22 protein-coding genes, 1 pseudogene and 1 riboswitch are annotated in these 25,453 nt (G+C 73.2%); of the genes and pseudogenes, 9 read left to right on the forward strand and 14 right to left on the reverse strand.

Going from position 1 to position 25,453, the window contains the following annotated elements; genetic code table 11:
* Positions 1-197: 197 nt before the first annotated feature.
* Complete coding sequence (locus tag ACFWFZ_RS19935; RefSeq protein ID WP_387124034.1) at positions 198-602, forward strand: VOC family protein; 405 nt, start codon at positions 198-200, stop codon at positions 600-602.
* Here the strand turns inward: ACFWFZ_RS19935 and ACFWFZ_RS19940 are convergent.
* The 5 genes and pseudogenes from ACFWFZ_RS19940 to ACFWFZ_RS19960 form a co-directional block, all read right to left on the reverse strand.
* A complete protein-coding gene (locus tag ACFWFZ_RS19940; protein ID WP_387124036.1) occupies positions 572-1,381 on the reverse strand; it encodes an ABC transporter ATP-binding protein in 810 nt (269 codons plus the stop codon). The genes ACFWFZ_RS19935 and ACFWFZ_RS19940 overlap by 31 nt on opposite strands.
* Complete coding sequence (locus tag ACFWFZ_RS19945; RefSeq protein ID WP_387124038.1) at positions 1,378-2,406, reverse strand: FecCD family ABC transporter permease; 1,029 nt, start codon at positions 2,404-2,406, stop codon at positions 1,378-1,380. The genes ACFWFZ_RS19940 and ACFWFZ_RS19945 overlap by 4 nt, the downstream gene beginning before the upstream one ends.
* Positions 2,403-3,398 (reverse strand): ABC transporter substrate-binding protein, encoded by a 996-nt coding sequence (locus ACFWFZ_RS19950; protein WP_387124040.1) that lies wholly within the window; start codon positions 3,396-3,398, stop codon positions 2,403-2,405. The genes ACFWFZ_RS19945 and ACFWFZ_RS19950 overlap by 4 nt, the downstream gene beginning before the upstream one ends.
* Before the next feature lie 41 nt (positions 3,399-3,439).
* Positions 3,440-3,578, reverse strand: a riboswitch (cobalamin riboswitch).
* 153 nt (positions 3,579-3,731) lie between these two features.
* Positions 3,732-3,880, reverse strand: a pseudogene (locus ACFWFZ_RS19955) (TetR family transcriptional regulator); the annotation flags it as partial.
* Positions 3,881-3,887: 7 nt separating this feature from the next.
* A complete protein-coding gene (locus ACFWFZ_RS19960; RefSeq protein ID WP_387124042.1) occupies positions 3,888-5,003 on the reverse strand; it encodes an NADAR family protein in 1,116 nt (371 codons plus the stop codon).
* Positions 5,004-5,079: 76 nt separating this feature from the next.
* Between ACFWFZ_RS19960 and ACFWFZ_RS19965 the strand changes: the two genes are divergently transcribed.
* The 3 genes from ACFWFZ_RS19965 to ACFWFZ_RS19975 all read left to right on the forward strand — a co-directional run bounded on the left by ACFWFZ_RS19965 (position 5,080) and on the right by ACFWFZ_RS19975 (position 9,369).
* Positions 5,080-5,979, forward strand: coding sequence for an endonuclease/exonuclease/phosphatase family protein (locus ACFWFZ_RS19965; RefSeq protein ID WP_387124044.1), 900 nt, complete (start codon positions 5,080-5,082; stop codon positions 5,977-5,979).
* Between the two features lie 203 nt (positions 5,980-6,182).
* Positions 6,183-7,490 carry a serpin family protein gene (locus tag ACFWFZ_RS19970; protein ID WP_387124046.1) on the forward strand — a complete coding sequence of 436 codons (1,308 nt, stop codon included), beginning with the start codon at positions 6,183-6,185 and terminating at the stop codon, positions 7,488-7,490.
* Positions 7,491-7,716: 226 nt separating this feature from the next.
* The gene (locus tag ACFWFZ_RS19975) at positions 7,717-9,369 is read left to right on the forward strand and encodes a sigma-70 family RNA polymerase sigma factor (protein ID WP_387124047.1); all 1,653 of its coding nucleotides are present in this window, start codon (positions 7,717-7,719) and stop codon (positions 9,367-9,369) included.
* Between the two features lie 44 nt (positions 9,370-9,413).
* On the opposite strand, the gene ACFWFZ_RS19980 is transcribed toward ACFWFZ_RS19975, so the two are convergent.
* The 5 genes from ACFWFZ_RS19980 to ACFWFZ_RS20000 form a co-directional block, all read right to left on the reverse strand.
* Positions 9,414-9,722 carry a hypothetical protein gene (locus ACFWFZ_RS19980; RefSeq protein WP_387124049.1) on the reverse strand — a complete coding sequence of 103 codons (309 nt, stop codon included), beginning with the start codon at positions 9,720-9,722 and terminating at the stop codon, positions 9,414-9,416.
* A 586-nt stretch (positions 9,723-10,308) separates the two neighbouring features.
* A complete protein-coding gene (locus ACFWFZ_RS19985; protein WP_387124051.1) occupies positions 10,309-11,700 on the reverse strand; it encodes a glutamate decarboxylase in 1,392 nt (463 codons plus the stop codon).
* A 94-nt stretch (positions 11,701-11,794) separates the two neighbouring features.
* A complete protein-coding gene (locus tag ACFWFZ_RS19990) occupies positions 11,795-13,159 on the reverse strand; it encodes an MFS transporter (protein WP_387124053.1) in 1,365 nt (454 codons plus the stop codon).
* Entirely contained in the window at positions 13,156-13,791 is a 636-nt protein-coding gene (locus tag ACFWFZ_RS19995; protein WP_387124055.1) for an ArsR/SmtB family transcription factor, read from the reverse strand. The genes ACFWFZ_RS19990 and ACFWFZ_RS19995 overlap by 4 nt, the downstream gene beginning before the upstream one ends.
* Positions 13,792-13,898: 107 nt before the next feature.
* On the reverse strand, positions 13,899-14,615 hold the full coding sequence (locus ACFWFZ_RS20000; protein ID WP_387124057.1) for a TioE family transcriptional regulator: 717 nt from the start codon (positions 14,613-14,615) through the stop codon (positions 13,899-13,901).
* A 58-nt stretch (positions 14,616-14,673) separates the two neighbouring features.
* Here ACFWFZ_RS20000 and ACFWFZ_RS20005 point away from each other — a divergent pair, with 58 nt between their 5' ends.
* The 3 genes from ACFWFZ_RS20005 (at position 14,674) to ACFWFZ_RS20015 (ending at position 17,365) form a co-directional block, all read left to right on the forward strand.
* Entirely contained in the window at positions 14,674-15,891 is a 1,218-nt protein-coding gene (locus ACFWFZ_RS20005; protein ID WP_387124059.1) for an erythromycin esterase family protein, read from the forward strand.
* 242 nt (positions 15,892-16,133) lie between these two features.
* The gene (locus ACFWFZ_RS20010) at positions 16,134-16,523 is read left to right on the forward strand and encodes a tyrosinase cofactor (RefSeq protein ID WP_387124061.1); all 390 of its coding nucleotides are present in this window, start codon (positions 16,134-16,136) and stop codon (positions 16,521-16,523) included.
* On the forward strand, positions 16,520-17,365 hold the full coding sequence (locus ACFWFZ_RS20015; RefSeq protein ID WP_387124063.1) for a tyrosinase family protein: 846 nt from the start codon (positions 16,520-16,522) through the stop codon (positions 17,363-17,365). The genes ACFWFZ_RS20010 and ACFWFZ_RS20015 overlap by 4 nt, the downstream gene beginning before the upstream one ends.
* Here the strand turns inward: ACFWFZ_RS20015 and ACFWFZ_RS20020 are convergent.
* A complete protein-coding gene (locus tag ACFWFZ_RS20020) occupies positions 17,323-18,024 on the reverse strand; it encodes a response regulator (protein WP_387124065.1) in 702 nt (233 codons plus the stop codon). The genes ACFWFZ_RS20015 and ACFWFZ_RS20020 overlap by 43 nt on opposite strands.
* A complete protein-coding gene (locus ACFWFZ_RS20025; protein WP_387124066.1) occupies positions 18,021-19,649 on the reverse strand; it encodes an ATP-binding protein in 1,629 nt (542 codons plus the stop codon). Before ACFWFZ_RS20025 ends, ACFWFZ_RS20020 begins: the two co-directional genes overlap by 4 nt.
* A gap of 105 nt (positions 19,650-19,754) precedes the next feature.
* Here ACFWFZ_RS20025 and ACFWFZ_RS20030 point away from each other — a divergent pair, with 105 nt between their 5' ends.
* Positions 19,755-21,197 carry a cation:dicarboxylate symporter family transporter gene (locus ACFWFZ_RS20030; protein ID WP_387124068.1) on the forward strand — a complete coding sequence of 481 codons (1,443 nt, stop codon included), beginning with the start codon at positions 19,755-19,757 and terminating at the stop codon, positions 21,195-21,197.
* A 282-nt stretch (positions 21,198-21,479) separates the two neighbouring features.
* Entirely contained in the window at positions 21,480-23,255 is a 1,776-nt protein-coding gene (locus ACFWFZ_RS20035; RefSeq protein ID WP_387124070.1) for a S8 family serine peptidase, read from the forward strand.
* 18 nt (positions 23,256-23,273) lie between these two features.
* Here ACFWFZ_RS20035 and ACFWFZ_RS20040 read toward each other — a convergent pair whose 3' ends face one another.
* Both ACFWFZ_RS20040 and ACFWFZ_RS20045 read right to left on the reverse strand, forming a co-directional pair.
* Positions 23,274-24,668 carry an alpha/beta hydrolase family protein gene (locus ACFWFZ_RS20040; protein WP_387124072.1) on the reverse strand — a complete coding sequence of 465 codons (1,395 nt, stop codon included), beginning with the start codon at positions 24,666-24,668 and terminating at the stop codon, positions 23,274-23,276.
* An 84-nt stretch (positions 24,669-24,752) separates the two neighbouring features.
* Positions 24,753-25,430, reverse strand: a complete 678-nt coding sequence (locus ACFWFZ_RS20045; protein WP_387124074.1) for a (2Fe-2S)-binding protein — start codon at positions 25,428-25,430, stop codon at positions 24,753-24,755.
* Between the last annotated feature and the right edge of the window lie 23 nt (positions 25,431-25,453).

A 25,453-nucleotide genomic window follows, 5' to 3' on the forward strand; every position in this document is an offset into this window, starting at 1 on the left:
CGGCCCGGGCCGACGTGCGGGGCGGCGACCGGGGTGCGCGCTGCGGCGGCAGGGGTGCGCGCTGCGGCGTGCACGCGGAAAGCGCTTGGCTTCGCCCCGGCCCGCCGCCTAGGATCACGATCACGGCATCGCGTGTCGGTCACCGACCGGGTGAGGCATGGAGGTGCCCGTGAGGTGCCTTCCGGAGGCATTCACCCATGTCCGTACAGCTGAACCACACGATCATCCACTCCCGTGACAACCGGGAGTCCGCCGAGTTCCTGGCGCACGTCCTCGGCCTGGCGGTCGGAACCGAGTGGGGGCCGTTCATCCCCGTCGACACCGCCAACGGCGTCACCCTGGACTTCGCCACCATTCGGGCCGAGTCCATCACCCCGCAGCACTACGCCTTCCTCCTCTCCGAGGAGGAGTTCGACGCGGCGTTCGAGAAGATCCGCGCGGCGGGGGTCCCGTACTTCGCCGACCCGCACGGCAGGCTCCCCGGCGAGATCAACCACAACGACGGGGGCCGCGGCGTCTACTTCACGGACCCCGCGGGGCACGGGATGGAGATCATCACGCGCCCCTACGGCTACCAGGAGCCCACCGCGACCGGCAGGTAGACGACGTTGGGCGCGCCCGTCTCGGGGTGGACCTCGACCCGGGCGCGCACCCCGTAGACCTCGGCCAGCAGCTCCTCGGTGAGCACCTCCCGGGGCGGCCCCGAGGCCACGACGCGGCCGCCCGACAGGACGTACAGCCGGTCGCAGAAGGCGGCGGCGAGGTTGAGGTCGTGCAGGACGAGCAGGCTGGTCGCGGGCAGTGCCCGGACCAGGCCGAGGACCTCCAACTGGTAGCGGATGTCCAGGTGGTTGGTCGGCTCGTCGAGGGCGAGCAGCCCCGGATCCTGGACCAGGGCCCGGGCCACCAGGACGCGTTGCCTCTCGCCCCCGGACAGCTCGTCGAAGCGGCGGGCCGCGAAGGGGCCCGCGCCCACGGTGTCCAGGGCCCCGGCGACGCGTCGTACGTCGTCCGGACCGTCCTGCTCCCAGAAGCGCTTGTGCGGGCTGCGCCCCATGGCGACGACCTCGCGGACGGTCAGCCCGAAGGTGCCGCTCGCGTCCTGCGGTACCACCGCGACGCGCCGCGCCCGTTCCTTGACGGTGAGCGCGCCCGCGTCCGCGCCGTCCAGCAGCACCCGTCCGGCGGTCGCCCGCAGGGTGCCGTAGACGCAGCGCAGCAGGGTGGTCTTGCCGCTGCCGTTGGGGCCGACCACTCCCACCGTCTCGCCGGGCCGGGCGGTGAGGTCGATCCCCTGCAGCAGCGTGTGCCCGTCGGTCTCGTAGCGCACGCCCTCGACGGCGAGTTGCACCGGCCGGGCCTGCCCGGTCCCTGCCGTCATCCCGTCACTCCTTCGGTACGGCTGGAGCGGCGCAGCATCCAGAGGAAGAACGGCCCGCCGATGAGGGCGGTGACCACGCCCACCGGTATCTCCTCGGGGGCGGCTGCCGTACGGGCGATCAGGTCGGCCAGGATCAGGAACACCGCCCCGCCGAGCGCGGCGACGGGCAGCAGTGCCCGGTGTCCGGCGCCCACGGCCATCCGGGCGGCGTGCGGGACCATCAGCCCGACGAAGCCGATCGCCCCGCTGCAGGCGACGAGCACTCCGATGACGAGGGAGGTCAGGACGAACACGGCGGCGCGGAAGCGCCCGGTGTCCAGGCCCAGGGTGTGCGCGCCCTCCTCCCCGGCGAGGAGCAGGTCGAGCGGCCGGGCGAGGGCGAGGAGCAGTGCGCCGCCGGCGAGCAGCGCGAGGGTGGGCAGGGCCAGTTCTTCCCAGCGCGCTCCGCCGAGTCCGCCGAGGGTCCAGAAGAGCACGGAGCGGATCTGGTCGGGGTGCGCGGCGAGCACGAGGACGAGGCTGGTGAAGGCGGACAGGATGTACTGGACGGCCACGCCGGCCAGGATGAGCCGGCCGGTGGTCATGGTGCCGCCGCGGCGGGCCATGGCGTAGACGGCCACGAGTGCGGCCATGGAACCGGTGAAGGCGGCCAGCGGCACTCCCATGCCGAATCCGGCCGCGGCCGTGCCGAAGACGATCACGAGTACGGCTCCGGCGGAGGCCCCGGAGGAGGCCCCGAGCAGGAAGGGGTCGGCGAGCTGGTTGCGTACGAGTGCCTGGAGCACGGTGCCCGCCACGGCGAGCCCGGCTCCGACCACGGCGCCGAGCAGGATCCGCGGCATGCGTACGTCCCACACGATGGAGGCGAAGGCTCCGGTGGGCCGGTTCCCCGTCAGGCCGCCGAGGACGATGTCGAGCACCCGGTCGGGGGCGATCCGTACGGGGCCCAGCGCCAGTCCCGCGATCACCGAGGCGGCGAGAGCGGCGGCGAGGACCGCGAGGGCCGCCCCGGTGCGGAGCCTCACGCGGCGTTCGGGTGGAGCTGGCCGCCCAGCGCCTCCACGGCGTCCGCCACCCGGACGCCGAGGACGACGGAGGAGAGCGGCAGGACGACGAACCGCCGGTTCTTGACGGCGGGCACGTCGGCGAGGGCCGGATCGTTCAGCAGGCGCTGCTTCTTGGCCTCCACGCTGGTGCCGCCGTAGTCGTAGATGAGGACGACCTCGGGCTTGCGCTCGATCACCTTCTCCCAGGCGACGTCGCCGAAGGTGTCCTTCAGGTCGGCGAAGACGTTCGTGCCGCCGGAGAGGGAGATGATCTCGTTGCCGATGCCGTCGCCTCCGGAGGTGGAGGCGGAGGCCTCACCGGAGTCGTAGGCGAAGACGGTCGGCCGGGGCTTGTCCTTGACGCGTGTGGTCACGGCGTCGATGCGGCGCTGCTCGTCCTCGATGAGCTGCGCGCCGCGCTCGGGCACGCCGAAGGTCCGCGCGACTTCGGTGATCTCGGTCTTCAGCTGGTCGAGACCGACGGTCCCCTCGGTGCAGTACTCCACGTTGAGGCGGGAGTTGATGCCGGACTTGGCGAGCCCCTCGCGGTCGCGGCCCTGCGTCTTGTCGAAGGCGCTGGCGTAGCCGCCGTAGACGAAGTCCGGGTCGGCGCCGAGCAGGACCTCCTTGGACGGGTACTCCTGGGCCAGCACCTTGATCTTGTCGTAGGCGGGCCGGTAGGCGGGCAGAACGGCATCGTCGAGGTAGGCGGAGCCGGCGATCCGGTCGCCCAGGCCGAGGGCGAGCATCAGCTCGGTGGCGTGCTGGTTCATGGTGACCGCGCGCCGGGGTGGCGCCTGGTAGGTGCTGCTCACACCGCAGTTGGTGACGGTGTACGGGAAACCGGGCGCGCCGCCGGGAGCCCCGGCGGCCCCGTCCTGCCCGGCACCGGGTGAACCGGCGCAGCCGGTCAGGGATATGAGGAGCGCGACGGGGGTGAGCGCGCGCAGGGCGGCGCGGGAACGCGACATGGCGTGGCCTCTCCGGGGGATCCGCGTCCCCTGGTCGACGTGAAGGAGCAGAGGCGGTGCGTCAGTGTCTGACTCCCGGTCTCCCCACTCGGCAAGACCGGTCACAGTGGCGGGACCGCACCGGAATCACACCGGTTTCCTGTCCTGCACCGCCTGGTTACGCGCCCCAGTCTGCCAGAACGCGCACGTGAAGCGGGGTCGGGGGGCCACCCGCCCTCGGCCCCCTCGGCTCCAGCGGAACACGCGGCCGTTCCCCCGGCCCCTGCCGCGCCGCCCCCGGCACCGGCGCCGCCGCAGCCGGCCTGCTCGCCGAGCACACCGCTGCGGACGATCGCGCTCATGCGGTCCACCGGGCAGCAGCCGTCCGGCCCGGGCCAGGGTCGCCAGCCCGTGCAGGGACGCCCGGAACGCCTCGGTGAACAGCCCCGGGTGGACGCCGTTCCCGGCGGCCTCACCGAGGTCTCCAGCCGCGCGGCGAAGGCGTGCGCGTCAGTCGATGAGGGTCTGCCCGGCCAGCAGCTCGGAACGGACGAGTTCGAGGAGGCGGCCCGTCCAGTTGCGGCCCCGGCCTCCGTTCTCGCCCCAGAAGCCCGAGTCGGCGTCGTCGTAGAGCACGGTCGCGTCACCCGTGGCGAGCAGGATCGCCGCGAGGTCGGGGTGTTGCTCGTACTTGGCGCGCAGCAGACGGGCCATGACCGCCGTCCGGACCTGCTCCCAGCCTTCGCGCCGCGGCGCCGCGACCGCGGCCGTACGTGCCTTCCCGCCCGACTCGGCCGCCAGGACCGCGGTCCGGGCCTCCGGTTCGGCGACGGACAGCGCCCAGTACGCGTGGGCCACCGACGGGTAGGTGGCGTCGTCGACGGTGATCGGGGCGGGGTAGTCGTTGCGCAGGGCCTGCTTGCCCGGGTCTTCGAGCGCGCGTTGCGGGTACGAGTGGTAGATCTTGACTGCGGGGGCGAAGGACTCGGCCGGCCCGTCGGCGGGCACGCGGGAAGGGGCCTTCGCGATCCACCGCTCGCGGTCCTCGAAGTATGCGACGGCCTCGTCGTACTCCTCCTGCGTGACCGCTTCGCCGGGCTCGTCCGGGGTCCGGCCGCCGGGCCCCGCCACCAGCACCCGGAGGGGGTAGTCCTTGCGGTCCATGTCGCCGAGCGCGTAGTGCCGCACGGTCTCGGGGATGGCCAGGTAGGCGGCCCGGGCAGCGGCTCGGTTGTCCTCCGTACGGTCCGCCATGAAGACGTCCACCGCGGCGAGGCAGCGGGCGGTCGAGTCGGGGCGGCCGTTCAGCTCGTCGACGGTGTCGCGGACTTCGGCGAGCAGCAGGTCCGCGGTCAGCCAGGTGCGCGGTTCGCCGAACGTCCACGAGGCCAGGTGGTGCGCGGAGGCGCGTCCGCCGTCCGGAAGGCTGGTGGCCACCCATCCGCGGCGGAGCTTCTGCTCGAACTCGTCAAGGGTGACCAGCTCCCAGCAATCGACGAGGCCGTCGGCGTATATGAAGAGGTCGGTGAGGAAGTAGGAGCCGCCGTTGCATATGAACGCGTGCCGCCAGGTGCCGGGTACGCGGACGCCGTCCGCCGTGCGATGGGTGATCCGATTGCCGATCATGCCGTGATGATGCCGGACGGAGCGGTCGGGGAGCACCTCGATTGTGTGCGGTGGGCGCCGGGCGCACCGTGTGATGATGTGCGTCCACTTCGGGGAGGCGATGGTGCTGAGCAGGGGCGCGCGGTGGGCCGCGGGCGCGATGACCGCGGTCTGCATGCTGCTGCTCCTCGGCCCCGGCGCACCGGGCGGCGCGCCCCCCACCGGACCGCTGCCGTTCGACGTCGCCAAGGGGGTCGTCCCGGATCGGGTCGGCACGTGGAACATCTGCAATCCGTGCGGAGGGAGCGGGCAGGACTACGGCCGGGCGACGGAGATCGCCACGTACGCGCCGCAGGTCATCGGCCTTCAGGAGGCCTGCGTACGCGACGTCGAGCAGATCCGCACGTACCTGGAGGAGGTCTACGGGCTGGTCTACCGGGTCGCGTACGGGACGGTCCTGCGGAACTGGAACCGCTGCGGGGGGCTGCCGTGGCGGCCGGGCGGCTACGGCCAGGCGATCCTCGCGGCGGCGCCGATGACGGACCGGGTGAGCATCGAATACCCCGACGGCGGCTCAGAGGACCGCGGCTACCTGGCCGTCACCACGCTGGTGAGCGGCCGGCCCGTCCGCGTCTTCAACACCCACCTCGCCGAGCGCCGGCAGCCAGAGGCACGGGCGCGCCAGGTGCGGGTACTCGCCGCGGAGGTCGCCCGCCACGACCGCGCGATCGTCCTCGGCGACTTCAACGCCGTGCCGCACGCCCCCGAACTCGGCCCGATGTGGGCCCTGGCCACGGACACGGACCCCGGCTGCCGCCCCTCGACCGCCGACGGTGACGACGCCGACGCCGACCCTGACGTCTGCGGAACGACCACCGATTGGAACAGCAAGTTCGACTACGTGTTCCTGCGCGGCATCACCCCGCGCACCCACCGTGTCCGCCCGAGCCCGTACTCGGACCACCACCTGCTGCACACCGACCTCGACCGGGGCTAGGGTCTGTATCGAGTTGCCCCGCGGCGTCGCGAGGCCCGGCACGCACCGAACGCCGCTCCTTGCTCCACGGGGCAACTCGATACAGACCCTAGGGACGCGTCCGGCCGGCCTCGCGGAGCCGGCGTGCAACGGGATGTGGTGGACGCCGAGCCCGTCAGCCGGTCCACCAGCCCGGCGGCGTCCCTCCACGTACGCTCCCCCGCATGACGCAGACGAATTCGACGGAACGGGCCGTGCAGGCGGCACCGGCGGTACGGGCGGTACGGGCGGTCAACCACCTCACCGCGCGCTGGGCCGCGCGGGCCGCTTGCGGCGGCGGGGGCACGGTCTTCACCGCGGCCGGGGTCTGGCCGCTGCTCGCCCTGCTCGCGGACGGCTCCGCCGGGCCGGCCCGCGACGAACTGGCGCAGGCGCTGGGCATACCCGCCGAGGACGCGGCCGCCGCCGCGCGGGAGCTGCTGGCCGCGCTGGACGGCGTACGGGGACTCAGCACGGCGACCGGCCTGTGGGCGGCGGCCGGCCTGCCGCTGGAGGACGGCTGGTCGGCGAAGCTGCCGCCCGGCACCCGGGGCACGCTGACCGGGGACCTGGAGGGGGACACGGAGGTCCTGGACGCATGGGCGTCGGACCGGACCGGCGGCCTGATCGAACGCATGCCGGTGTCCCTCACCCGCGACACCCGCCTCGTCCTCGCGTCCGCGTTCGCGCTGACGCTGAAGTGGGCCGAGCCGTTCCGGGAGTTCCCCGGCCGGCCCTCCGACGGCCCCTGGGCGGGCCGCGGCCTGCGGCAGCTGGTGCGCACCACGGCGTCGCTGGACCCGGTCCGGGTCGCCGAGGGCCCCGCGGGGCCGGTCACGGCCCTGGAGGTCACCGGCGCCGAGGGCATGGACATGGACGTGCACCTGCTCCTCGGCGGCCCGGCGGCGCCGGCCGCCGAGGTACTGGCGACCGGTATCGCGGCCGTCTCCGGAGACCAGCCGTCCGTGGGTGGCGACGCCCTCCCGGACGGGACGCCGGGCCCCGGGCTGGCGATCGGGACGGTGGACGCGTTCACCCCGCGGCCCATGCTGTCCGTGTCCACGGTGGTCTTCTCCCTGTCCGCGGAGCACGACCTGCTGGAGGACGCGGCGCTGTTCGGCCTGCTGACCGCGACGGACAGCGACCACGGGCACTTCCCCGGCATCAGCACCAGCCCGCTGGCGATCAGCTCCGCACGGCAGTCGGCGATGGCCCGCTTCCACGCCGCGGGGTTCGAGGCGGCGGCCGTCACCGCCATCGCCGCCAGGCCCGGCGGCGCCGCACGGCAGCCCAGCCACCGGGCCCGGCGGGCCGAGGTCCGTTTCGACCGGCCGTTCGGGTTCCTGGCCGTCGACCGCGCCTCCCGGCTGGTCCTTGCCGCGGGCTGGGTCACCGATCCCGAAGCGGCGGCGGAGCACCGGCGCGGCGCAGGCGGCCTGCTCGCCCCGCCGCCCCTCCCCGGTACGCGGCCGCCGGCGCCGCCGTCTCACTGAAGGCCGGAACCCGCCCGGTGCCGCCGCGGCCGGACACCGAGAGGGAGGCCGTACGCGCCCGCCCTGCGCGCCGCCGGGAAGGCGCCGGCGCCCCTGCTGTGACCCCGGTGGGTGCCCGGAAATGGCGCCCGGGAAAATTCTTCCGATTAACTGTTATCGAGGTCCCCCTGCTCGGTCTCCCATGTATCGGGCATCATCGACCGCCGGTACGGACAGGGACATTCACATGACTACTCAGCACACCGCAGCGCTGGTGGCAGCGGCTCGCGCGGGCGATCCCCGCGCACAGGACGAGCTCGTCGGCGCCCACCTCCCGCTCGTCTACAACATCGTCGGGCGGGCCCTGGGCGGCTCCTGCGACGTGGACGACGTGGTGCAGGACACGATGCTGCGGGCCCTGGACGGGCTGGGCGGCCTGCGGGCGGAGGAGTCGTTCCGGTCCTGGCTGGTGGCCATCGCGATGAACCGGGTGCGGGCGCACTGGCAGGCCCGGCAGAGCGGCTTCGGCGAGAGCACCCTGGAGTCGGCCTGGGACGTGGCCGACCCGGGCGCGGACTTCGTCGACCTGACCGTCGTACGCCTCAACCTGGCGGGCCAGCGGCGTGAGACGGCCCGGGCGACACGCTGGCTGGAGCCCGAGGACCGGGCGCTGCTGTCGCTGTGGTGGCTGGAGTGCGCCGGGGAGCTGACCCGGGCGGAGGTGGCCTCGGCGCTGGAGCTGTCCCCGCAGCACACGGCGGTACGGGTGCAGCGGATGAAGGCGCAGCTGGAGGCGGCGCGGGTGGTGGAGCGCGCACTGGACGCCCAGCCGTCGTGCGAGGAGCTGAGGACCGTGCTGGCGGCCTGGGACGGGCAGCCCTCGGCGCTGTGGCGCAAGCGAATAGCCCGTCACGCGCGTGCATGCGTACGGTGCTCGGGCCTGTGGAGCGGGCTGGTTCCGGCGGAGGGGCTGCTGGCCGGGCTGGCCCTCGTACCGGTCTCGGCGGCCCTGCTGGCCGGGATACGCACGGCCGGCGCGGCCGGCTTCGACCCCGCGGCGGCGGCCTACGCGCCGGACGGCATGAACGGCGCCGACGGCGGTTCCACCGAAGGCGCCACCCAGCTCACTCCGGTGGCCGGCACGGGCCGGGCCGCCGGCGCGGCCACCGCCGCCGGCGGCCGCGGTGCGCTGCGCAAGCGCCGGCAGAGCCGCCGCCGGGTCGTCGGCGGCGCGGTGGTCGCCGCCTGTGTCGCGGGCGGCGGCCTGGCCTACCTCGGCGGGCTCCCCGGTTCCGGGAGCTCCAAGGACGAGGGCGGCGCGTCCGCCGCGCCGCTGGCCGCGCTCTCGGCCACGGAGTCCGCCGGGGTCCCTTCACCGTCGGCCTCCCCCTCGCCGACCGCGTCGGCCTCCCCGTCTCCGTCCGCCTCCGCTTCGGCCTCGGCGAGCCCGCGCCCCACACAGAGCCGCAGCAGCTCGCCGAGCCCGCGCGCCTCGGCGCCGGGGCCGGCGCCCGCGCCGCCGGGCATCGCCGGCCAGGTGGTCGCGCTGGTCAACACCGAGCGGGCGGCGGCCGGCTGCGGCCCCCTCAGGGAGGACCAGCAGCTGCGGGCGGCGGCCCAGGGGCACTCCGACGACATGGCCGCGCGGCACTTCTTCGACCACACCAACCCCGACGGCAAGGACCCCGGCCAGCGCACGACGGCGTCCGGCTACCGCTGGTCGACGTACGGCGAGAACATCGCCAAGGGCCAGCAGACGGCGCAGGCGGTCATGGACTCCTGGATGAAGAGCCCGGGCCACCGGGCGAACATCCTCAACTGCTCCTTCAAGGACATCGGCGTGGGCGTCCACCAGAGCGCGGGCGGCCCTTGGTGGACGCAGAACTTCGGCGCCAAGTAGGAGGCTCCCAGGGCCGGGAGCGGCCGCGCCGGGGCCCGGCCGCCTCAGCTGCGGGCGAGGGCGCGCAGCCCTTCGGCGCAGCCCGGGCGGTCGGGGAACCAGCCCAGCTCGGCCTTCGCCTTCGTGTGGGAGACCCGCATGTTCGTCGTGGCCATCCGGTGGGCGTAGGGGTGGGCCCGCATCAGCCAGGTGGGCACCTCCAGCGGCTTCGGGGTGGTGAACGCCTCCGCCATGGCCTTGACGTGCGCGCCGAAGCCCATCGGCGTGTCGTCGACGACGTTGTACGCCGGCCCGGCCCGGCCTCCGTCGACGGCGAGCGCCACGGCCCGGCCGGCGTCCGCCAGTCCACCCACGGCAGGACCCGTCCGCGGTCGGCGACCGCCGGAAGCCTGCGGCGGCGCAGCAGCTCCACGAGGCCGTCGGTACCGCCGACTCCGTGGGACAGGCCGAACCGAAGCGCGATCCCCTGGATGCCGTCGGCGCCCAGGACGAGCTGCTCCTTGCGCAGCATGGCCTCCACGTGGCGTTCCACCGCGCGGTCGCCGGCCGGGCCGAACGGGGTCGGCGGCTACGGTGATCAGGTGCCGGCCGAAGTCGCGGTAACCGTACCCGCAGACCATCGACTCGGCGACGACGCGCCGGGCGCCGAGTGCGCGGGCGGCCTCCGTCAGGTGCCCGGTCCCGATGAGCCGCAGGTCGTCGGTGGCGTACATGTCCCGGTGTCTCATCGGTGCCTCGCGCAGGGCGGTGGCGGCGTGCACCACGGTGTCGGTCCGGAGGCCGTCGACCGCGCAGCAGTCCATGACGGTCCGTCAGATCGGCCCGCACGTCGGCGCCGCCTTCCGGCCAGACGTCGGCCGGTCCTGCCTCCGTCGGGGGCGTCAGGACCCGGCCTAGGGTCTGTATCGAGTTGCCCCGCGGGGCAACTCGATACAGACCCTAGTGGTGGAAGCCGGACCGGGGTGCGGTGGCCGGTACGGGCGGGGGTGTGGCGGTGAGGTGTTCCACGGCCCGGCGCATGTCCTCGATGAGCAGGGCGATCTGGTCGCGGGTCACTCCGTGGCGGACCAGGACGCGCTGGATGACGGTGTCGTCGCGGTTGGCGGGCAGCGGGTACGAGGGCACCTGCCAGCCCCTCATACGCAGCCGGTCGGAGACGTCGTAGAGGGTGAAGGGGGACGCGGCCGCGTCGGTGAGGGTGTAGGAGACGGCGGGCAGGGCGCCCTTGCCGTCGTAGAGGAGGGTGAAGGGGCCCATGTCGGCGATCTGCCCCGCCAGGTACTGGGCGGTGTCGGCGCAGGCCTGCTGGACGCGGCGGTAGCCGCCCCGGCCCAGGCGCAGGAAGAGGTAGTACTGGGCGATGATCTCACCGCCGGGGCGGGAGAAGTTGAGGGCGAAGGTCGGCATGTCGCCGCCGAGGTAGTCCACCTTGAAGACGAGGTCCGCGGGGAGCAGGTCGGCGGAGCGCCAGATGATCCAGCCGACTCCGAGGGGCGCGAGCCCGTACTTGTGGCCGGAGGTGTTGATGGAGGCGACCCGCGGCAGCCGGAAGTCCCACACCACGTCGGGGTGGAGGAAGGGCGCGACGAAGCCGCCGCTCGCGCCGTCCACGTGGATGGGGATGTCCCAGCCGTGCTCGGCCTGGATCCGGTCGAGCGCGGCGGCCAGTTCGGCGACGGGCTCGTAGTCGCAGGTGTAGGTGACGCCGAGGATGGCGACGACGCCGATGGTGTTCTCGTCCACGTACTCGGCGAGCTGGTGCGGCTGCAGGCCGGTGGCGCCGGGCTCCAGTGGGACCTGGCGCAGCTCGACGTCGAAGTAGCGGGCGAACTTGTCCCAGCAGATCTGGACCGGCCCGCAGACCAGGTTCGGGCGGTCCGTGGGAAGCCCCTCGGCCCGGCGGCGTTCGCGCCAGCGCCACTTGAGGGCGAGCCCGCCGAGCATGGCGGCCTCGCTGGAGCCGGTGGTGGAGCATCCGGTCGCGGTGGTACCGGCGGGGGCGTTCCACAGGTTGGCCAGGATGTTGACGCACCGGGACTCGATCTCGGCGGTCTGCGGGTACTCGTCCTTGTCGATCATGTTCTTGTCGAGACAGACGTTCATCAGGCGGTGCACGCCCTCGTCCGACCAGGTGGTGCAGAAGGTCGCGAGGTTCTGGGCGGCGTTGCCGTCGAGGAGGAGTTCGTTGCGGAGCAGTTCGTAGACGACCTCGGTGGGCGAGTGGTCCTCCGGAATCCGGTACTTGGGGAGGATCTGGCCGCTCAGCGTGGACGTGAACACGTCCGTATCGGCGTCCTGGCGGGTTACGTCCTTCGTCTCATGCAGAGCCATGCCTGGACTATAAGTGACGAAGTCCATCATTATCGGGACGAAGAGCGTCATTGCCGGATAGAGCAGACATCAACGCGATGTAGGCCGCATCAGCTCATGGAGCATCGTGGGGCGGGCCGTCGCCGGTCACCGCGCCGACCGGCGGTGGAGGGCTGTCGGCGGCGGACGGGGCGGCCGCGGACCGGCGGCCGCCGCGGTCGACCCACAGCAGCGCTCCGGCCAGCATCGCGGCGCCTCCCAGCAGCCAGGGCTGCGGCCCCGGCGGCAGGAGGCCCGCGACCGAACCGGTGAGGGCTGCCGACAACTGCAGGGCGAGGGACTGCACGGACAGGGCCGTGGCCCGCCCCGACCCGTCGACACGCCGGTGCAGCAGCTCGTTCTCGCTCGGCCCCGCCGCACCGCGGCCGAGGTAGACCAGCCCGAACCCGGCGGCTCCGAGGACCACCGAAGCCATACCGGTGGACGCCGCCGTGGCGGCCAGCAGGAACAGGCCGCCCGCGCCGGCGCCGAGGCCCAGCACGACCGCCCGCTGCCCGCCGCCCGCGAGCCTGGCGGTGAGGGGCGCGAGGTGGCTGCCGAGGGCGGAGCAGGCGAATCCGGCGCAGGCGAGCGCGGCGAAGAGCACGGCGCCCGACTCCGGAGCACCCGTCAGGGCGGCGGTGCGGCCCGGGGTGAGCAGTTCGACCACCGCCAGCGCGCTGCCGGCGCCCGCCGCGCCGAGGAGGACCCGGCGGACCAGCGCGTCGCGTCCGCCGAGGCGCAGCCCGCCCGCCACCGTGGCCGGTACGCCCCGGAGGACGTCGCGCAGCGTGGCCGCCGGACGGGGCGGCTCGTGCAGGGCGACCAGGACGTACAGGACGAAGGCGACTTCGACCGCCGCACCCAGCAGCAGCGGCCAGGAGAGCGGCAGGACCAGCCCGGAGGTCGCCGCGTCCAGCCGGGCGCCGAGGTCCGGCCCCGCTCCGAGCAGCCAGGGAAGGGCGCCGCCGAGCAGGGTGCCGACGGCGAGCGCGGCCGATGTCGCGGAGGCGCCGCGGGCCAGGCCGGTGCGCAGTTCGGCGCCGGGGCCGGAGCGCGCGTGGACGGTGTCGACGTACCAGGCCTCGGCCGGCCCGCTGGACAGGGCGCGGCCCGCGCCGATCAGCGCCATGCCCAGTGCGAGCTGCCAGGCGGCCGTGCCCAGGGCCACGAGGATGAGTGCGGCCAGGTTCGACACGCCGGCGGCCGCCAGGACGACGCGGCGTCCGACGACGTCGGACAGTCCCCCGGTGGGCAGTTCCAGCAGGGCGGCGGTGAGGGAGTGCGCGGCCAGACAGCCGGCGACGGCCGCCAGGGACAGGCCGCGTTCGGTGAGCAGCAGGATCAGGGGGGCGATGGTCAGTCCCAGCGGCAGCCAGTACAGGACGCAGACCGTGACGTAGCGGCGGCGGGCGGCGGGCAGGTCCGCCACCCGGCTCACGACCCGCCCCCGGCTTCCGTGGCGGCGGCGCCCGGGCCGGCCCCTGGTCCGCGGGGAGCCAGCGGCAGGCCGGCGGTCAGCAGCACGACCTGCATCGCACGCGGGTCGCCCGCGTCACGCGCGGTCAGTTCCTCCAGCCTCCGGTCGAACACCTCCCGGAGTTCGCCGAGGGACTCGGGGGTCAGCCGCGGCATCCGGTCGCTGATCCCGGAGGGCTCCACCCATTCCCGGCCCAGCCGGCCGTCGGCCATGTCGGCCTCGTGCCGGGCGAGGGACGCCGCCAGGTGCTGTATCTGCGTCCTGCGGGAGAGGTTGACGTACGCGCGGCTGCCCGGCGTGGCCTCCATGGCCTCGTTGCTCCAGGAGGTCAGGGCGTGCACGGCCTGCCAGCGGCGCTCCCGGCCGTCACGGTGCTCGGCCTCGGCGACGAACGCGTACTTCGCCAGGACCCGCAGGTGGTAGCTGGTGGAAGCGGACGACTCCCCCGTCCGGACCGCGAGTTCGCTGGCGGTGGCGGGGCCGTCCTGCCGGAGCATCCCGAGCAGCCGGATGCGCAGGGGGTGTGTGAGGGCCTTGAGCGCCGCCGCGTCCCGTTCGGGATCGAGTACGCGCTTTTGATCTTCGCTGGGCATGGGGGGAGGGTAGGGCGGCCCGCACGTTCTCCAAAAGTACTTTTGCAGAACTTCTTTTGGAGAACTCCTACTGAGAGTCCGCCCGGCCTCGGGGGCCTGTCGGGCTGTCAGTCGCGGGCGCGGAGGTACGCCTCCAGCTCGGCGGCGCCCGCCAGCAGGGTGCGACCGCGGGCCGACAGGCGCTCGCGCCAGGTGAGCAGGGCTGCCTGGAGGGGTTCCAGGCCGCCGGCCGAGCGGACCTGGGTGAGCAGGGGGGCGATCTGCTCCAGCAGGTAGCCGCCCCGCCTGAGTTGGCGGGTCAGGTGGGCGTCCCGTATGGCGGCCTCGTCGTAGACGCGGTAGCCGGTCAGCGGATCGCGGCGCGGGCGGACGAGCCCGGCCCTCTCCCATGCGCGCAGGGTCGCGGGCCTGATCCCCAGCTCGTGCGCGAGCGGCCCGACGAACGACTCGCCGGACGCGGGCACCGCCGTGACGGGCGCCAGGTCGCGCAGGGCGTTCTCCACGGCGCCGAGGGTCCGCCGGTCGTCGAGGAGCTGGGCGTGGCTCTCGTCGATGAGGCGGAACGCCTCCTCGACGGCGCCCTCGTTCACGGCCCGCATGATCGATGCCGCCGTCCGGTGGCCGTGGCCGGGCACGAGGGCGAGGAAGGCGTCCAGGGCTCGCGCGTGCAACGGGGTGTAGGTGCGGTAGCCGTGGGGTGTGCGGTCGGCGGCCGGGAGGATTCCGGCCTCCTCGTAGTTCCTGACGGCCTGGGTGGACAGACCGTGCCCGCGCGCCAGGTCGACCGGCCTCAGCTGCATACCGCTTTGAAGGTTTCGCCTCACGGCGCCGACGATATCGCGGGAAAGTCTCAACCGGGGCTTCAACGATAGCGTTGAAGGCATGGCTACCGACATCAAGGACACCGTCCAGGCCGTGGAGGCCGCCGCCCTGATGGGGCTGCTCGCGACCCGGCCGCGACTGCTCGCACTGGGTGAGCCCACCCACGGCGAGGACGCGCTGCTCGACGTGCGCAACGAGCTCTTCCGTCAGCTCGTCGAGGAGGAGGGCTACCGGACGCTCGCGATCGAGAGCGACTGCATGGCGGGACTGGCTGTCGACGCGTACGTCACCTCCGGCACCGGCAGCCTCGACGAGGTCATGGAACGCGGGTTCAGCCACGGCTTCGGCGAGTCCGCGGCCAACCGTGAACTCGTGCACTGGATGCGGGCGTACAACGACGGCCGGCCCGCGCCCGAGCGGCTCCGCTTCGCCGGCTTCGACGGCCCCCTGGAGATGACCGGCGCCGCGAGCCCCCGGCAGGCCCTCACCGCACTCCACGACTACCTCGCGCCCCACGTCGAAGCCGACCTGCTCCCCTGCACCGCGCACACGCTCGACCGCCTGCTCGGCGACGACGGCCGGTGGACCGAACCGGCCGCGATGACCGACCCGGCCCGGTCGACGGGCCGCTCCGCCGAGGCCGGTGAGCTGCGGCGGCTCGCCGACGACCTCGTGGCACTGCTCGACGCGCAGACCCCGCACCTGATCACGGCCACCTCGCGGGAGGCCTGGGAGCTGGCCCGGCTGTACGGGCGCACGGCGACCGGCCTGCTGCGCTACCACTTCTGGACGGCCGACACCTCACCCGGCCGCATGGCGCACCTGGTCGGCCTGCGGGACCTGATGATGGCCGACAACCTCCTCGCCCTGGTCGAGCGCGGCCCCACCCTGGTCCACGCCCACAACAGCCACCTCCAGCGGGACAGGAGCTCCATGCGGATGGGCGGCCGGCCGCTGGAGTGGTGGAGCGCCGGTTCGATCGCGAGCGCGCACCTGGGCGAGCAGTACGCCTTCTTCGCGACGGCCCTCGGCACGATCCGGCACCGCGGGGTGGACACCCCGCGGCCGGGCACCCTGGAGGGGCTGCTGTACGCGCTCCCGGACGACGTCTGCGTGGTCGACTCCCGCGGCCTCGGCGCAGCCCTCGCCGGCACGCTCGCAGCACCCCGCGCGTCCGCCTGGTTCGGCTACTTCCCCTTCGACCCGGCCCAGTTGGCGGCGACCGACGGACTCGTGTTCGTCAAGGACGTCCCGCAGGGCAGGGGCACGTCCAGCTGACGTTCCCGCCCCCGCCCGCTGACACTCTGCTTCCGGCCGACTCTGCAGTGTGACACCGCTCATAAGACCCCTGCCAGCCAGGAGAAATAACCGTCCAATAGACTTTCTGCCGGAGATCTTCCCGTTCGAGCCCCAGGAGCCAGTCCGAACGGGAAGATCATCCAGTTTGTTCTACCGGCAACTTATCCGCTGATGTCCGGATAGCGGCCAAGCCCTTCCCGAGCGCTGATACCTCTTCGGGCATGAACAAGATCACCCGCCGTCAGGCCCTGGGGACAACTGCCGGTGCGCTCACCGTCCTCGGCCTGACCGCCGCAGCGACCGGCGTCGCCACGAGCGCCGCCGCGACCCCCGCCGCACCCACACCCCGGGGCACGGTCGACGAGGTCTACCAGGGCCGCCGGATCCAGATCACCATGGGCGGCGGAGGCCACCACGGGGGCCACCACGGCCCCGACCAACCCACCGTCCGAATAGACGGCAGAGAACTCCACGTCATGCGCAACGCCGACGGCAGCTGGATCAGCGTCGTCAACCACTACGAGACGTTCACCGAGCCCAAGCTGCTCGCCCGCGCCGCCGTCCGCGACCTCCAGGGCGCGTCCCTCGTCCCCTTCGGAGGTGCGGCATGACCGTCCGCAAGAACCAGGCCACGCTGACCCCCGAGGAGAAGCGCGCCTTCACCTCGGCTCTGCTGGAGCTCAAGCGCAACGGCAGCTACGACCGCTTCGTCACCACCCACAACGGCTTCATCATGAGCGACACCGACTCGGGCGACCGCGTCGGCCACCGCTCCCCCTCCTTCCTGCCGTGGCACCGCCGCTTCCTGCTGGAGTTCGAGGCGGCGCTGCAGAAAGTGGACGCGAGCGTCGCGCTCCCCTACTGGGACTGGACCGCCGACCGCACCACCCGCTCCTCTCTCTGGGCCCCCGACTTCCTCGGCGGCACCGGGCGGGCCCGTGACGGGCAGGTCATCGACGGCCCCTTCGCCTACTCGACGGGCCGCTGGAACATAGACGTGCGCGTGGACGGGCGCCCGTACCTGCGGCGCGCCCTCGGCGCCGGCGTCGCCCAGCTGCCGACCCGGGCCGAGGTGGACTCCGTGCTCGCCATGCCGGTCTACGACATGGCTCCCTGGAACAGCTCCTCCAACGGCTTCCGCAACCACCTGGAGGGCTGGCGCGGCGCCAACCTGCACAACCGGGTGCACGTGTGGGTCGGAGGGCAGATGTCCACCGGGGTGTCCCCCAACGACCCGGTGTTCTGGATGCACCACGCCTTCATCGACAAGCTGTGGGCCGAGTGGCAGGCCAAGCACCCGCAGTCCACGTACCTGCCGGCAGCGGGCACGACGAACGTGGTGGACCTGGGCGACACCATGCGGCCGTGGAACGACGTGACCCCGGCGGACATGCTCGACCACCGGAAGTTCTACACCTTCGACACCGAACCGGCCTCCGCCAGCCAGCGGTAGTGCAGTTCGGGGCGGCCGACCTGGCCGTACCGGGGAGTCCGGTCCGCGCGACCGGTGTCCACCAGGTGCTCCAGGTAGCGGCGGGCGGTGATCCGGGAGATCCCGGCCGCCTCGGCCGCCCCCGCCGCGGTCAGCCCCTCGGGCGCGGCCCGCAGCAGGGCGGCGACCCGGTCCAGGGTCGGCGCGCTCAGCCCCTTGGGCAGCTCGGCCGGGCGGGGTGCGCGCAGCGCGGCCATCGCCCGGTCGACGTCGTCCTGGCCGGCCGCCTCGCCCGCCGCCTGGCGGAACTCGGCGTAGCGCAGCAGCCGTTCGCGCAGCGTCGGGAAGGCGAAGGGCTTCAGGACGTACTGGACCACGCCCAGCGAGACGCTCTCGCGGACCACGGCCAGGTCCCGGGCGGAGGTCACCACGATCACGTCGACCGGATGCCCGGCGGCCCGCAGTCCGCGTGCGAAGCGCAGGCCGTGCCCGTCGGGCAGGCCGAGGTCCAACAGCAGCAGGTCGACCCGGGTGCGCTCCAGCACCCGGGTGGCCTCGGCGAGGGAGTGGACGGCCCCGACGGCGGTGAAGCCCGGTACCCGGTCGACGTAGAGCGCGTGCGCGTCGGCGGCGACCTGGTCGTCCTCGACCACCAGCACGCGCACCTCGCCGCCGCTCACCGCGCGCCTCCCGCGGCCGCGTCCCGGTCCGCCGCCCGCTCGGGGGCCGTGGGCAGCCGTACGGTGAACTCCGCGCCGCCGCCAGGTCCCTGCGAGGCGACCACCGCGCCGCCGTAGCGCTGTGCGACCTGGCGGACGAGTGCGAGGCCGAGGCCGCGTCCCTCCCCCTTGCCGGACCAGCCCCGGCGGAACACGTCGACCCCCTCGGGCAGGCCGGGCCCGTTGTCCGCGACCCTCAGCAGCAGTTCCTCGCGCTCGGGCCGCAGGGTGACCGCGATGCGGGCCCCCGGCACGGCCGTCACGGCGTCGACGGCGTTGTCGATGAGGTTGCCGAGCACCGTGACGAGGTCCCGGGCCGGCGGCAGTCCTCGCAGATCGGCGAGGCTGCGGCTGTCGGCGGTGACGACGAGTTCGATGCCCCGCTCGTGCGCCTGGGCCGCCTTGCCCAGCAGCAGCGCGACCAGTACCGGCTCGCCGACGGCGGTGACCACCTCGTCGGTGAGGGCCTGCGCCAGTTCCAGCTCGGCGGTGGCGAAGTCCACCGCCTCCTGCGCGCGGCCGAGTTCGATCAGGGAGACCACGGTGTGCAGCCGGTTGGCCGCCTCGTGGGCCTGGGAGCGCAGCGCCTGGGTGAAGCCCCGCTCGTGGTCCAGTTCGCCGGTCAGCGCCTGCAGTTCCGTGTGGTCGCGCAGGGTGACCACGGTGCCGCGGCGGCCGCCGCCGGCGACGGGCGAGCTGTTGACCACCAGCACCCGGTCCGCCGTCAGGTGCACCTCGTCCACCCGGGGCCGGTCGGCGAGCAGTACGCCGGTGAGCGGAGCGGGCAGCCCGAGATCGGCCGCCCCGGTGCCGGTGATGTCCCCCGGCAGGCCCAGCAGCTCGCGTCCGGCGTCGTTGATCAGGGTGATCCGGCGCTGCCCGTCGAGCATGAGCAGCCCCTCGCGCACCCCGTGCAGGGCCGCCTGGTGGTAGTCGTACATCCGGCTGAGCTCGGCCGCGTTCATGCCATGAGTGTGGCGGCGCAGCCTGGCGTTGACGACGTACGTGCCCGCCCCGCCCAGGGCGAGCGCGCCGCCCGCGACCCAGACGAGGGCGGAGAGCTGCGCGCCGAGCCGGTCGCTGACGGCGCGGACGGTGATCCCCGCGCTCACCAGGCCGACGATCCGGCCGTCGTCCTCCAGCGGGGTGACCACGCGGATGGAGGGGCCGAGGGTGCCGGTGTAGGTCTCACTGAAGGTCTCGCCGCGCAGGGCCGGTGCGGTGTTGCCCATGAAGGGCTTGCCGATCCTGCGGGGGTCCGGGTGGGTCCAGCGCCTGCCGTCCGGGGCCATGATCGTCACGAAGTCGACGCCGGAGTCCACGCGGACCTTCTCCGCGTAGGGCTGGAGCTCGGCCGAGGGGTCGCTGCCGCGCGCCGCTGCGCGTATCGCCTCCCGCACGGAGGGTGAGTCGGCGACCGCACGGGCCACGGCCCCGGCCTGGCGTCTGGCGGCCTCCTCTGCCTGGCCCCGGGCGGTGGCGTAGGCGAAGACGGCGCAGCCCGCGACGACCACGGCGACGAGCAGTACCTGCATGGCGAAGAGCTGGCCGGCGAGGCTGCGCGGCGGACGAGGCAAGCGGAACATGGCGCTCAGTGTGCACCGGGTCGTGAACTCAATGAACGCAAGGGTGACCGGGGTCACAGCCCTGGGCGATGGTCTCCCCGGACGACTTCACCACCAGGAGGCATCGTGGCCGCCAGGCGCGACAGAACGCACTATCTCTACATCGCGGTGATCGCCGCGGTGCTGCTCGGCATCGCGGTCGGCTTCGCCGCACCCGGCGTCGCCGTCGAGCTCAAACCGCTCGGCACGGGCTTCGTGAACCTCATCAAGATGATGATCTCGCCGGTGATCTTCTGCACGATCGTGCTGGGCATCGGTTCCGTACGCAAGGCCGCCAAGGTGGGCGCCGTGGGCGGGCTGGCCCTCGGCTACTTCATGGTCATGTCCACGGTGGCGCTGGGCATCGGCCTGCTGGTCGGCAACGTCCTGGAGCCGGGCAGCGGACTGCAGCTGACCGAGGCGGCGCGCAGCGCGGGCGAGGCGCAGGCCAAGGCGGGCGGGGCGGAGAGCACCCCGGAGTTCCTGCTGGGGATCATCCCGACCACTCTGGTCTCCGCCTTCACCGGCGGGGAGGTGCTCCAGACGCTGCTGGTGGCGCTGCTGTGCGGGTTCGCGCTCCAGGCCATGGGCACGGCCGGCGAGCCGGTGCTGCGGGGCATCGGGCACGTGCAGAAGCTGGTGTTCCGGGTCCTCGCGATGATCATGTGGGCGGCTCCCGTCGGGGCCTTCGGGGCCATCGCGGCGGTGGTCGGGGCGACCGGCATCGACGCGCTGAAGTCCCTCGCCGTCATCATGATCGGCTTCTACACGACCTGCCTGCTCTTCGTCTTCGTGGTGCTGGGCACCCTGCTGCGCGTGTGCACGGGGGTCAGTGTCTTCGCCCTGCTGCGCTATCTGGGCCGGGAGTTCCTGCTGATCCTCTCGACGTCCTCCTCGGAGTCGGCGCTGCCGCGGCTGATCGCGAAGATGGAGCACCTGGGGGTCTCGCGGCCGGTCACCGGCATCACGGTGCCGACCGGGTACTCCTTCAACCTGGACGGGACCGCGATCTACCTGACGATGGCCTCGCTGTTCGTCGCCGAGGCCATGGGCACACCGCTGGCGCTGGGTGAGCAGATCTCCCTGCTGCTGTTCATGATCATCGCCTCGAAGGGCGCGGCCGGGGTGACCGGCGCGGGTCTGGCCACCCTCGCGGGCGGTCTGCAGTCGCACCGGCCGGAACTGGTCGACGGCGTCGGCCTGATCGTGGGCATCGACCGGTTCATGAGCGAGGCGCGGGCCCTGACCAACTTCGCCGGGAACGCGGTCGCCACGGTGCTCATCGGAACGTGGACGAAGGAGTTCGACCGCGACCGGGCTGCGGAAGTCCTCGCTGGGCGGCTGCCGTTCGACGAGAAGACGCTGGTCGACGACGGACACGGGACGGACCCGGCCGGAGCGGACACGACCTCGGCGCAGGACGCGGCCTCGGCCCAGGACGCCACCGCGGCCCCGGATGCGACCGCGACCACGGCTTCGACCGCGGCGCCGGTTCCGGCGCACCACCCCAAGGACGGCGTACCGGTCTAGCACCCTCCTCCGCAGCCGGTCCGCCCGCGTACGGGCCGGCCGGGCAGGGCTCGCCCCCACGGTGCCCAGCCCGGCCGGCCCGCCGCATTCTCCCCACTTGCACCCATAGTCGGTATTCGGCCACCGATAAACGAACCTCCGTGCTGTAAAAGGTACTTCCGCAACTGGCCGCGTGCATGACATCTTGCGTCCACCACTTGTTTCGTACGACCCGGCCTGACCACCGGGTCTTCGGAGGACGCATTGATACCCCACATATCCAGCCGACCTCGACGTACCCTCGTGCTGGCCGCCACGCTCGGCGCGGCGCTCGCCTTCGGGGCTCCCGCCGCGCTCGCCGGCACCGCCCCCGTCTCGCCCTCCGGCTCGGCCGTCCCCGCTCCCGCGGCGGCGGCCCCCCAGGCCGCGGCCCCGGCTTCCCAGAGTGCGACCTGGGTTGCCGGCACCCGCGCCTACCTCGTGATCACCGCTCCCGGTGACACCACGGCGGTCCGCAACGCGGTCACCGCCAACGGCGGAACGGTCTTCCAGCACTACGACGCGATCGGCGTCATCACCGCCCACTCCGCGTCCGCCTCCTTCGCCGCCACCATGCGCGGCGTGAGCGGCGTCCAGCAGGTCGGAGCCACCCGCACCTCCGACGTGCCGGCGGACGCCTACAACCCGAAGCTGCCCGCCAACCCGGCGCAGTCCACGACCCCTTCGGGCGAGCCGGTCCGCGCCGACATGACCCAGATCAAGGCCGACCAGGCCTGGGCCGTCACCACGGGCTCCGCCTCCGTCAAGGTCGGCATCCTGGACACCGGTGTGGACGACCAGCACCAGGACCTGGCGCCGAACTTCAACGCCGCGGACTCCGCGTCCTGCGCGTACGGCAAGCCCGACACCCGTACGGGCGCCTGGCGCGACGTCGGCACCCACGGCACGCATGTGGCCGGTACGGTCGCCGCCGCCAAGAACGGCAAGGGCGTCATCGGCGTGGCCCCGGGCGTGAAGATCTCCTCGGTGCGCATCGCCGAGCCGGACTCCTCGCTCTTCTTCGCCGAGAACACCGTCTGCGGCTTCATGTGGGCCGGCGACCACGGCTTCAAGGTCACCAACAACAGCTACTACACGGACCCGTGGCAGTTCAACTGCCCGGACAACGCCGACCAGGCCGCGATCATCGAGGGCGTCAAGCGCGCCCAGGAGTACGCCGAGAGCAAGGGCTCGCTCCAGGTCGCGGCGGCCGGCAACTCCAACCTCGACCTCGCCAACAAGACGACCGACACCGAGAGCCCGAACGACTCGACGCCGGTCACCCGCACCATCACCAACGCCTGCCTCGACATCCCGACCGAGCTCCCGGGCGTGGTCACGGTCTCGGCGATGGGCACCACCGCGAAGGCCTCGTACTCCAACTACGGTCTGAACGTCGTCGACATCACGGCCCCCGGCGGAGACTCCACCGGCATCTACAGCACCCTGCCGGGCGGAAAGTACGGCTCCATGAGCGGTACCTCGATGGCCTCGCCGCACGTCGCCGGTGTGGCGGCGCTGCTGGCCAGCACCAACCCGGGCATCACCCCGGCGCAGCTGCGCGACAAGCTGGCCACCCAGGCCAACGACGTCGCCTGCCCGTCGGACAGCCGCTGCAAGGGCACCACGGCGAAGAACGGCTTCTTCGGCGAAGGCCAGGTCGACGCCCTCAAGGCGGTCGGCAGCACCCCGCCTCCCGGCAAGTACTTCGAGAACACCGCGGACTTCACCATCGGTGACAACACCACCGTGGAGAGCCCGATCACCGTCAGCGGCGTGACCGGCAACGCCCCGGCCACCCTCAAGGTCGGCGTGAACATCGTGCACACCTACATCGGTGACCTCAAGGTCGACCTGATCGCCCCCGACGGCACCGTCTACACCGTCCACAACCGCTCCGGCGGCAGCACCGACAACATCAACCAGGTCTACACCGTCAACGCCTCCTCCGAGGTCGCGAACGGCATCTGGAAGCTCCGGGTCAACGACAACGCCCGCGGCGACATCGGCAAGATCGACTCCTGGAACGCCACCTTCTAAGGACGCGCACCGGAGCACTCAGCGCCGGAGCACGTCGGCGAGCCAGTCGAAGACGACGTCACAGTGCTGCTGAGGGGCCATCGGGGAGCAGTGCAACTGCGCCCCGGTGGCCTTCGTCAGTTTCACGTACTCGCGGCGGGTGCGCAGCAGGTCGTACATCTGCCGCGGCTGGCCGGGGTAGAACTGCTCGAAGTCGTAGTCCAGCACGAGCGTCGGGGCCTTGATCCTCCCGACCACCTTGGTGATGTCGAGGCCCATGGCCACCTGTGCCGGTGTCCAGATGTCCGTGGGGACCTTCCCCTCGCGGGCCTGGCGCAGCGCCTGCCGGTCGAAGATCTCGAAGCGCTTCTTGACGGTGAAGGCCAGCTGCGGGGTCAGCTCCGGGACGACCTCCTCGTTCCAGATCCGGTTGGTCTCCGCCTTGTCGGGCGTGACGATGTCGCGCAGCTCCTCGTCGAAGCCCAGCCAGGGGCTGAGGCATCCGGGCATGGCCGCGACCGCGGCGAGCCGGTGCTCGAAGGCGGCGGCGCGCGGGGCGAGGTTGCCGCCCATGCTGAGGCCGGTGATGGCGATGCGCTCGCCGTCCACGTCCTCGCGCCGGAGCAGCCAGTCGACGATCGGGCTGACCACCGTCTCCCAGCGGGTGGTGAAGGGGATCTCCTCCACGAACAGCAGCTGCCCCTGGCCGGGGCCGTCGTAGACGAGGGCGTTCCAGCCGCGGTCGAGGGCCGCGGACACGCCGTAGGTCCACATGTCGAGGTTCTGCCCGTCACTGCCGTTGGTGAGGATGACGGTGGGGCGCCGCTCGGCGGGACCGTCCGGGCGGAAGAACCACAGCGGGAGACGGGTCCTGCCCCAAGGGACCCGGGCGGTGACCGCGGCCGGCGTGCAGAGGCGGGCGAAGGTGTCCCAGGCCTCGCGTCCCGCCTGGTAGACCGCCTCCTCGTCGCCGGGCCGGTCGGTGCCGAGCACGTAGAACAGCGCCTGGGCGTAGTACTGGGCCGCGCGCAGCGAGCGGAAGCGGCGGGTCTGCGACGGTGTCCCGCCGCCGTCCCGGCCGGCGGCCGGCGGCGCGGAGAGCTGGTCGCCCCAGGACCGGAAGGTGTCGGTGTAGGTCTGCTCGGAGAGACCCGCCGCGTTGATGGCGTTGACCGCGGTCAGCACCTCGCCGACCTCGGAGGCGCGCATGCCGGCGGCTCCGAGCGCGAGCAGTCCCGCGAAGTTGAAGCCGGGATCGGCGAAGAGCTTCATCGCTCCCGGCGCCGGTTCGGAGGCCGTCGCGGACGGCGTGGGCGCGGCCGTCGCGGTGCAGGCGGTGCTCCCGACGGCGAGCGCGCCGGCTCCCGCGGCGAGCCCGGTCAGCGCGGCGCGGCGGGTGAGGGCAGCAGGCTGGTGCGGTGTGCTTGCGGTCATGCAGGGGACGCTACGACGCGCCCCCGCGCGCGGGGGTGTGCCGCGCCCTCGCCTGCTCCGAACGGGCTCTCCGCGCGGGCGTCTTCAGGCGTTCCGCCGGGTGCGCAGCACGCAGTCGCCGCACAGGCCGCCGCCGGCGACGCGGTAGTAGAGGCAGCAGCTGCGCCGTGCGAAAGCCACCCCGAGCCCTTCCTCGTGGATGAAGGTGCCGGTGCCCGCGAGCGCGCCGTCCTCGGCGAGCAGGGCGCGTGCCAGGTCGACGGCCGCGCCGCCGGGGACCCGGTCGATCAGCACCCGCAGCGCGCCGACCAGCCCGGAGGCCGCGTTCCCCCGCAGGACCGTCGGGGAGACGCCGTACAGCTCCCGCAGAGCGGTCTCCAGCAGGGCCAGGTTCCCCAGGACCGACTCCCCGAGGCCCTCGGCCGGGCGGGCGGCGGGCTGGGGCAGCCAGAGCTGGAGCGAGCCCTCGTCCGGCAGCCGCCACCACACCCGGTCGGGGGCCAGGTCCGGCACCCGTCCGGCCAGCGCCGCGCACCCCAGCCCGATCGACCAGAGCCGGGAGGCGATCTGGAACTGGGCGGTCGAGGCGGCCACCCTGCCGGGTCCGCTGCCGATCCGGCGGCCCACTTCGGCCACGTACGGCGCGAGCTGCCCGTCGTACAGCGCGGTGAGCGGCAGGAAGCCGGGCCCGGGCGGCTCCGGCCCGTACGGCACGGTGAAGAAGGGCCCCACGGCGGCCAGTCGCCGCAGTACGTCGTCCATACCCGGAATGATCTCAGTACCGC

This window comes from Streptomyces sp. NPDC060232 (assembly GCF_042726555.1).
Taxonomy (GTDB): Bacteria; Actinomycetota; Actinomycetes; order Streptomycetales; family Streptomycetaceae; genus Streptomyces.

Bases quoted from the DNA above. Each gene is read 5' to 3' on its own strand.
- ACFWFZ_RS19935 (WP_387124034.1), top strand. From the start codon at position 198: ATGTCCGTACAGCTGAACCACACGATCATCCACTCCCGTGACAACCGG.
- ACFWFZ_RS19940 (WP_387124036.1), bottom strand. From the start codon at position 1,381: ATGACGGCAGGGACCGGGCAGGCCCGGCCGGTGCAACTCGCCGTCGAG.
- ACFWFZ_RS19950 (WP_387124040.1), bottom strand. From the start codon at position 3,398: ATGTCGCGTTCCCGCGCCGCCCTGCGCGCGCTCACCCCCGTCGCGCTC.
- ACFWFZ_RS19960 (WP_387124042.1), bottom strand. From the start codon at position 5,003: ATGATCGGCAATCGGATCACCCATCGCACGGCGGACGGCGTCCGCGTA.
- ACFWFZ_RS19965 (WP_387124044.1), top strand. From the start codon at position 5,080: ATGTGCGTCCACTTCGGGGAGGCGATGGTGCTGAGCAGGGGCGCGCGG.
- ACFWFZ_RS19970 (WP_387124046.1), top strand. From the start codon at position 6,183: ATGACGCAGACGAATTCGACGGAACGGGCCGTGCAGGCGGCACCGGCG.
- ACFWFZ_RS19975 (WP_387124047.1), top strand. From the start codon at position 7,717: ATGACTACTCAGCACACCGCAGCGCTGGTGGCAGCGGCTCGCGCGGGC.
- ACFWFZ_RS19985 (WP_387124051.1), bottom strand. From the start codon at position 11,700: ATGGCTCTGCATGAGACGAAGGACGTAACCCGCCAGGACGCCGATACG.
- ACFWFZ_RS19995 (WP_387124055.1), bottom strand. From the start codon at position 13,791: ATGCCCAGCGAAGATCAAAAGCGCGTACTCGATCCCGAACGGGACGCG.
- ACFWFZ_RS20005 (WP_387124059.1), top strand. From the start codon at position 14,674: ATGGCTACCGACATCAAGGACACCGTCCAGGCCGTGGAGGCCGCCGCC.
- ACFWFZ_RS20010 (WP_387124061.1), top strand. From the start codon at position 16,134: ATGAACAAGATCACCCGCCGTCAGGCCCTGGGGACAACTGCCGGTGCG.
- ACFWFZ_RS20015 (WP_387124063.1), top strand. From the start codon at position 16,520: ATGACCGTCCGCAAGAACCAGGCCACGCTGACCCCCGAGGAGAAGCGC.
- ACFWFZ_RS20025 (WP_387124066.1), bottom strand. From the start codon at position 19,649: ATGTTCCGCTTGCCTCGTCCGCCGCGCAGCCTCGCCGGCCAGCTCTTC.
- ACFWFZ_RS20040 (WP_387124072.1), bottom strand. From the start codon at position 24,668: ATGACCGCAAGCACACCGCACCAGCCTGCTGCCCTCACCCGCCGCGCC.
- ACFWFZ_RS20045 (WP_387124074.1), bottom strand. From the start codon at position 25,430: ATGGACGACGTACTGCGGCGACTGGCCGCCGTGGGGCCCTTCTTCACC.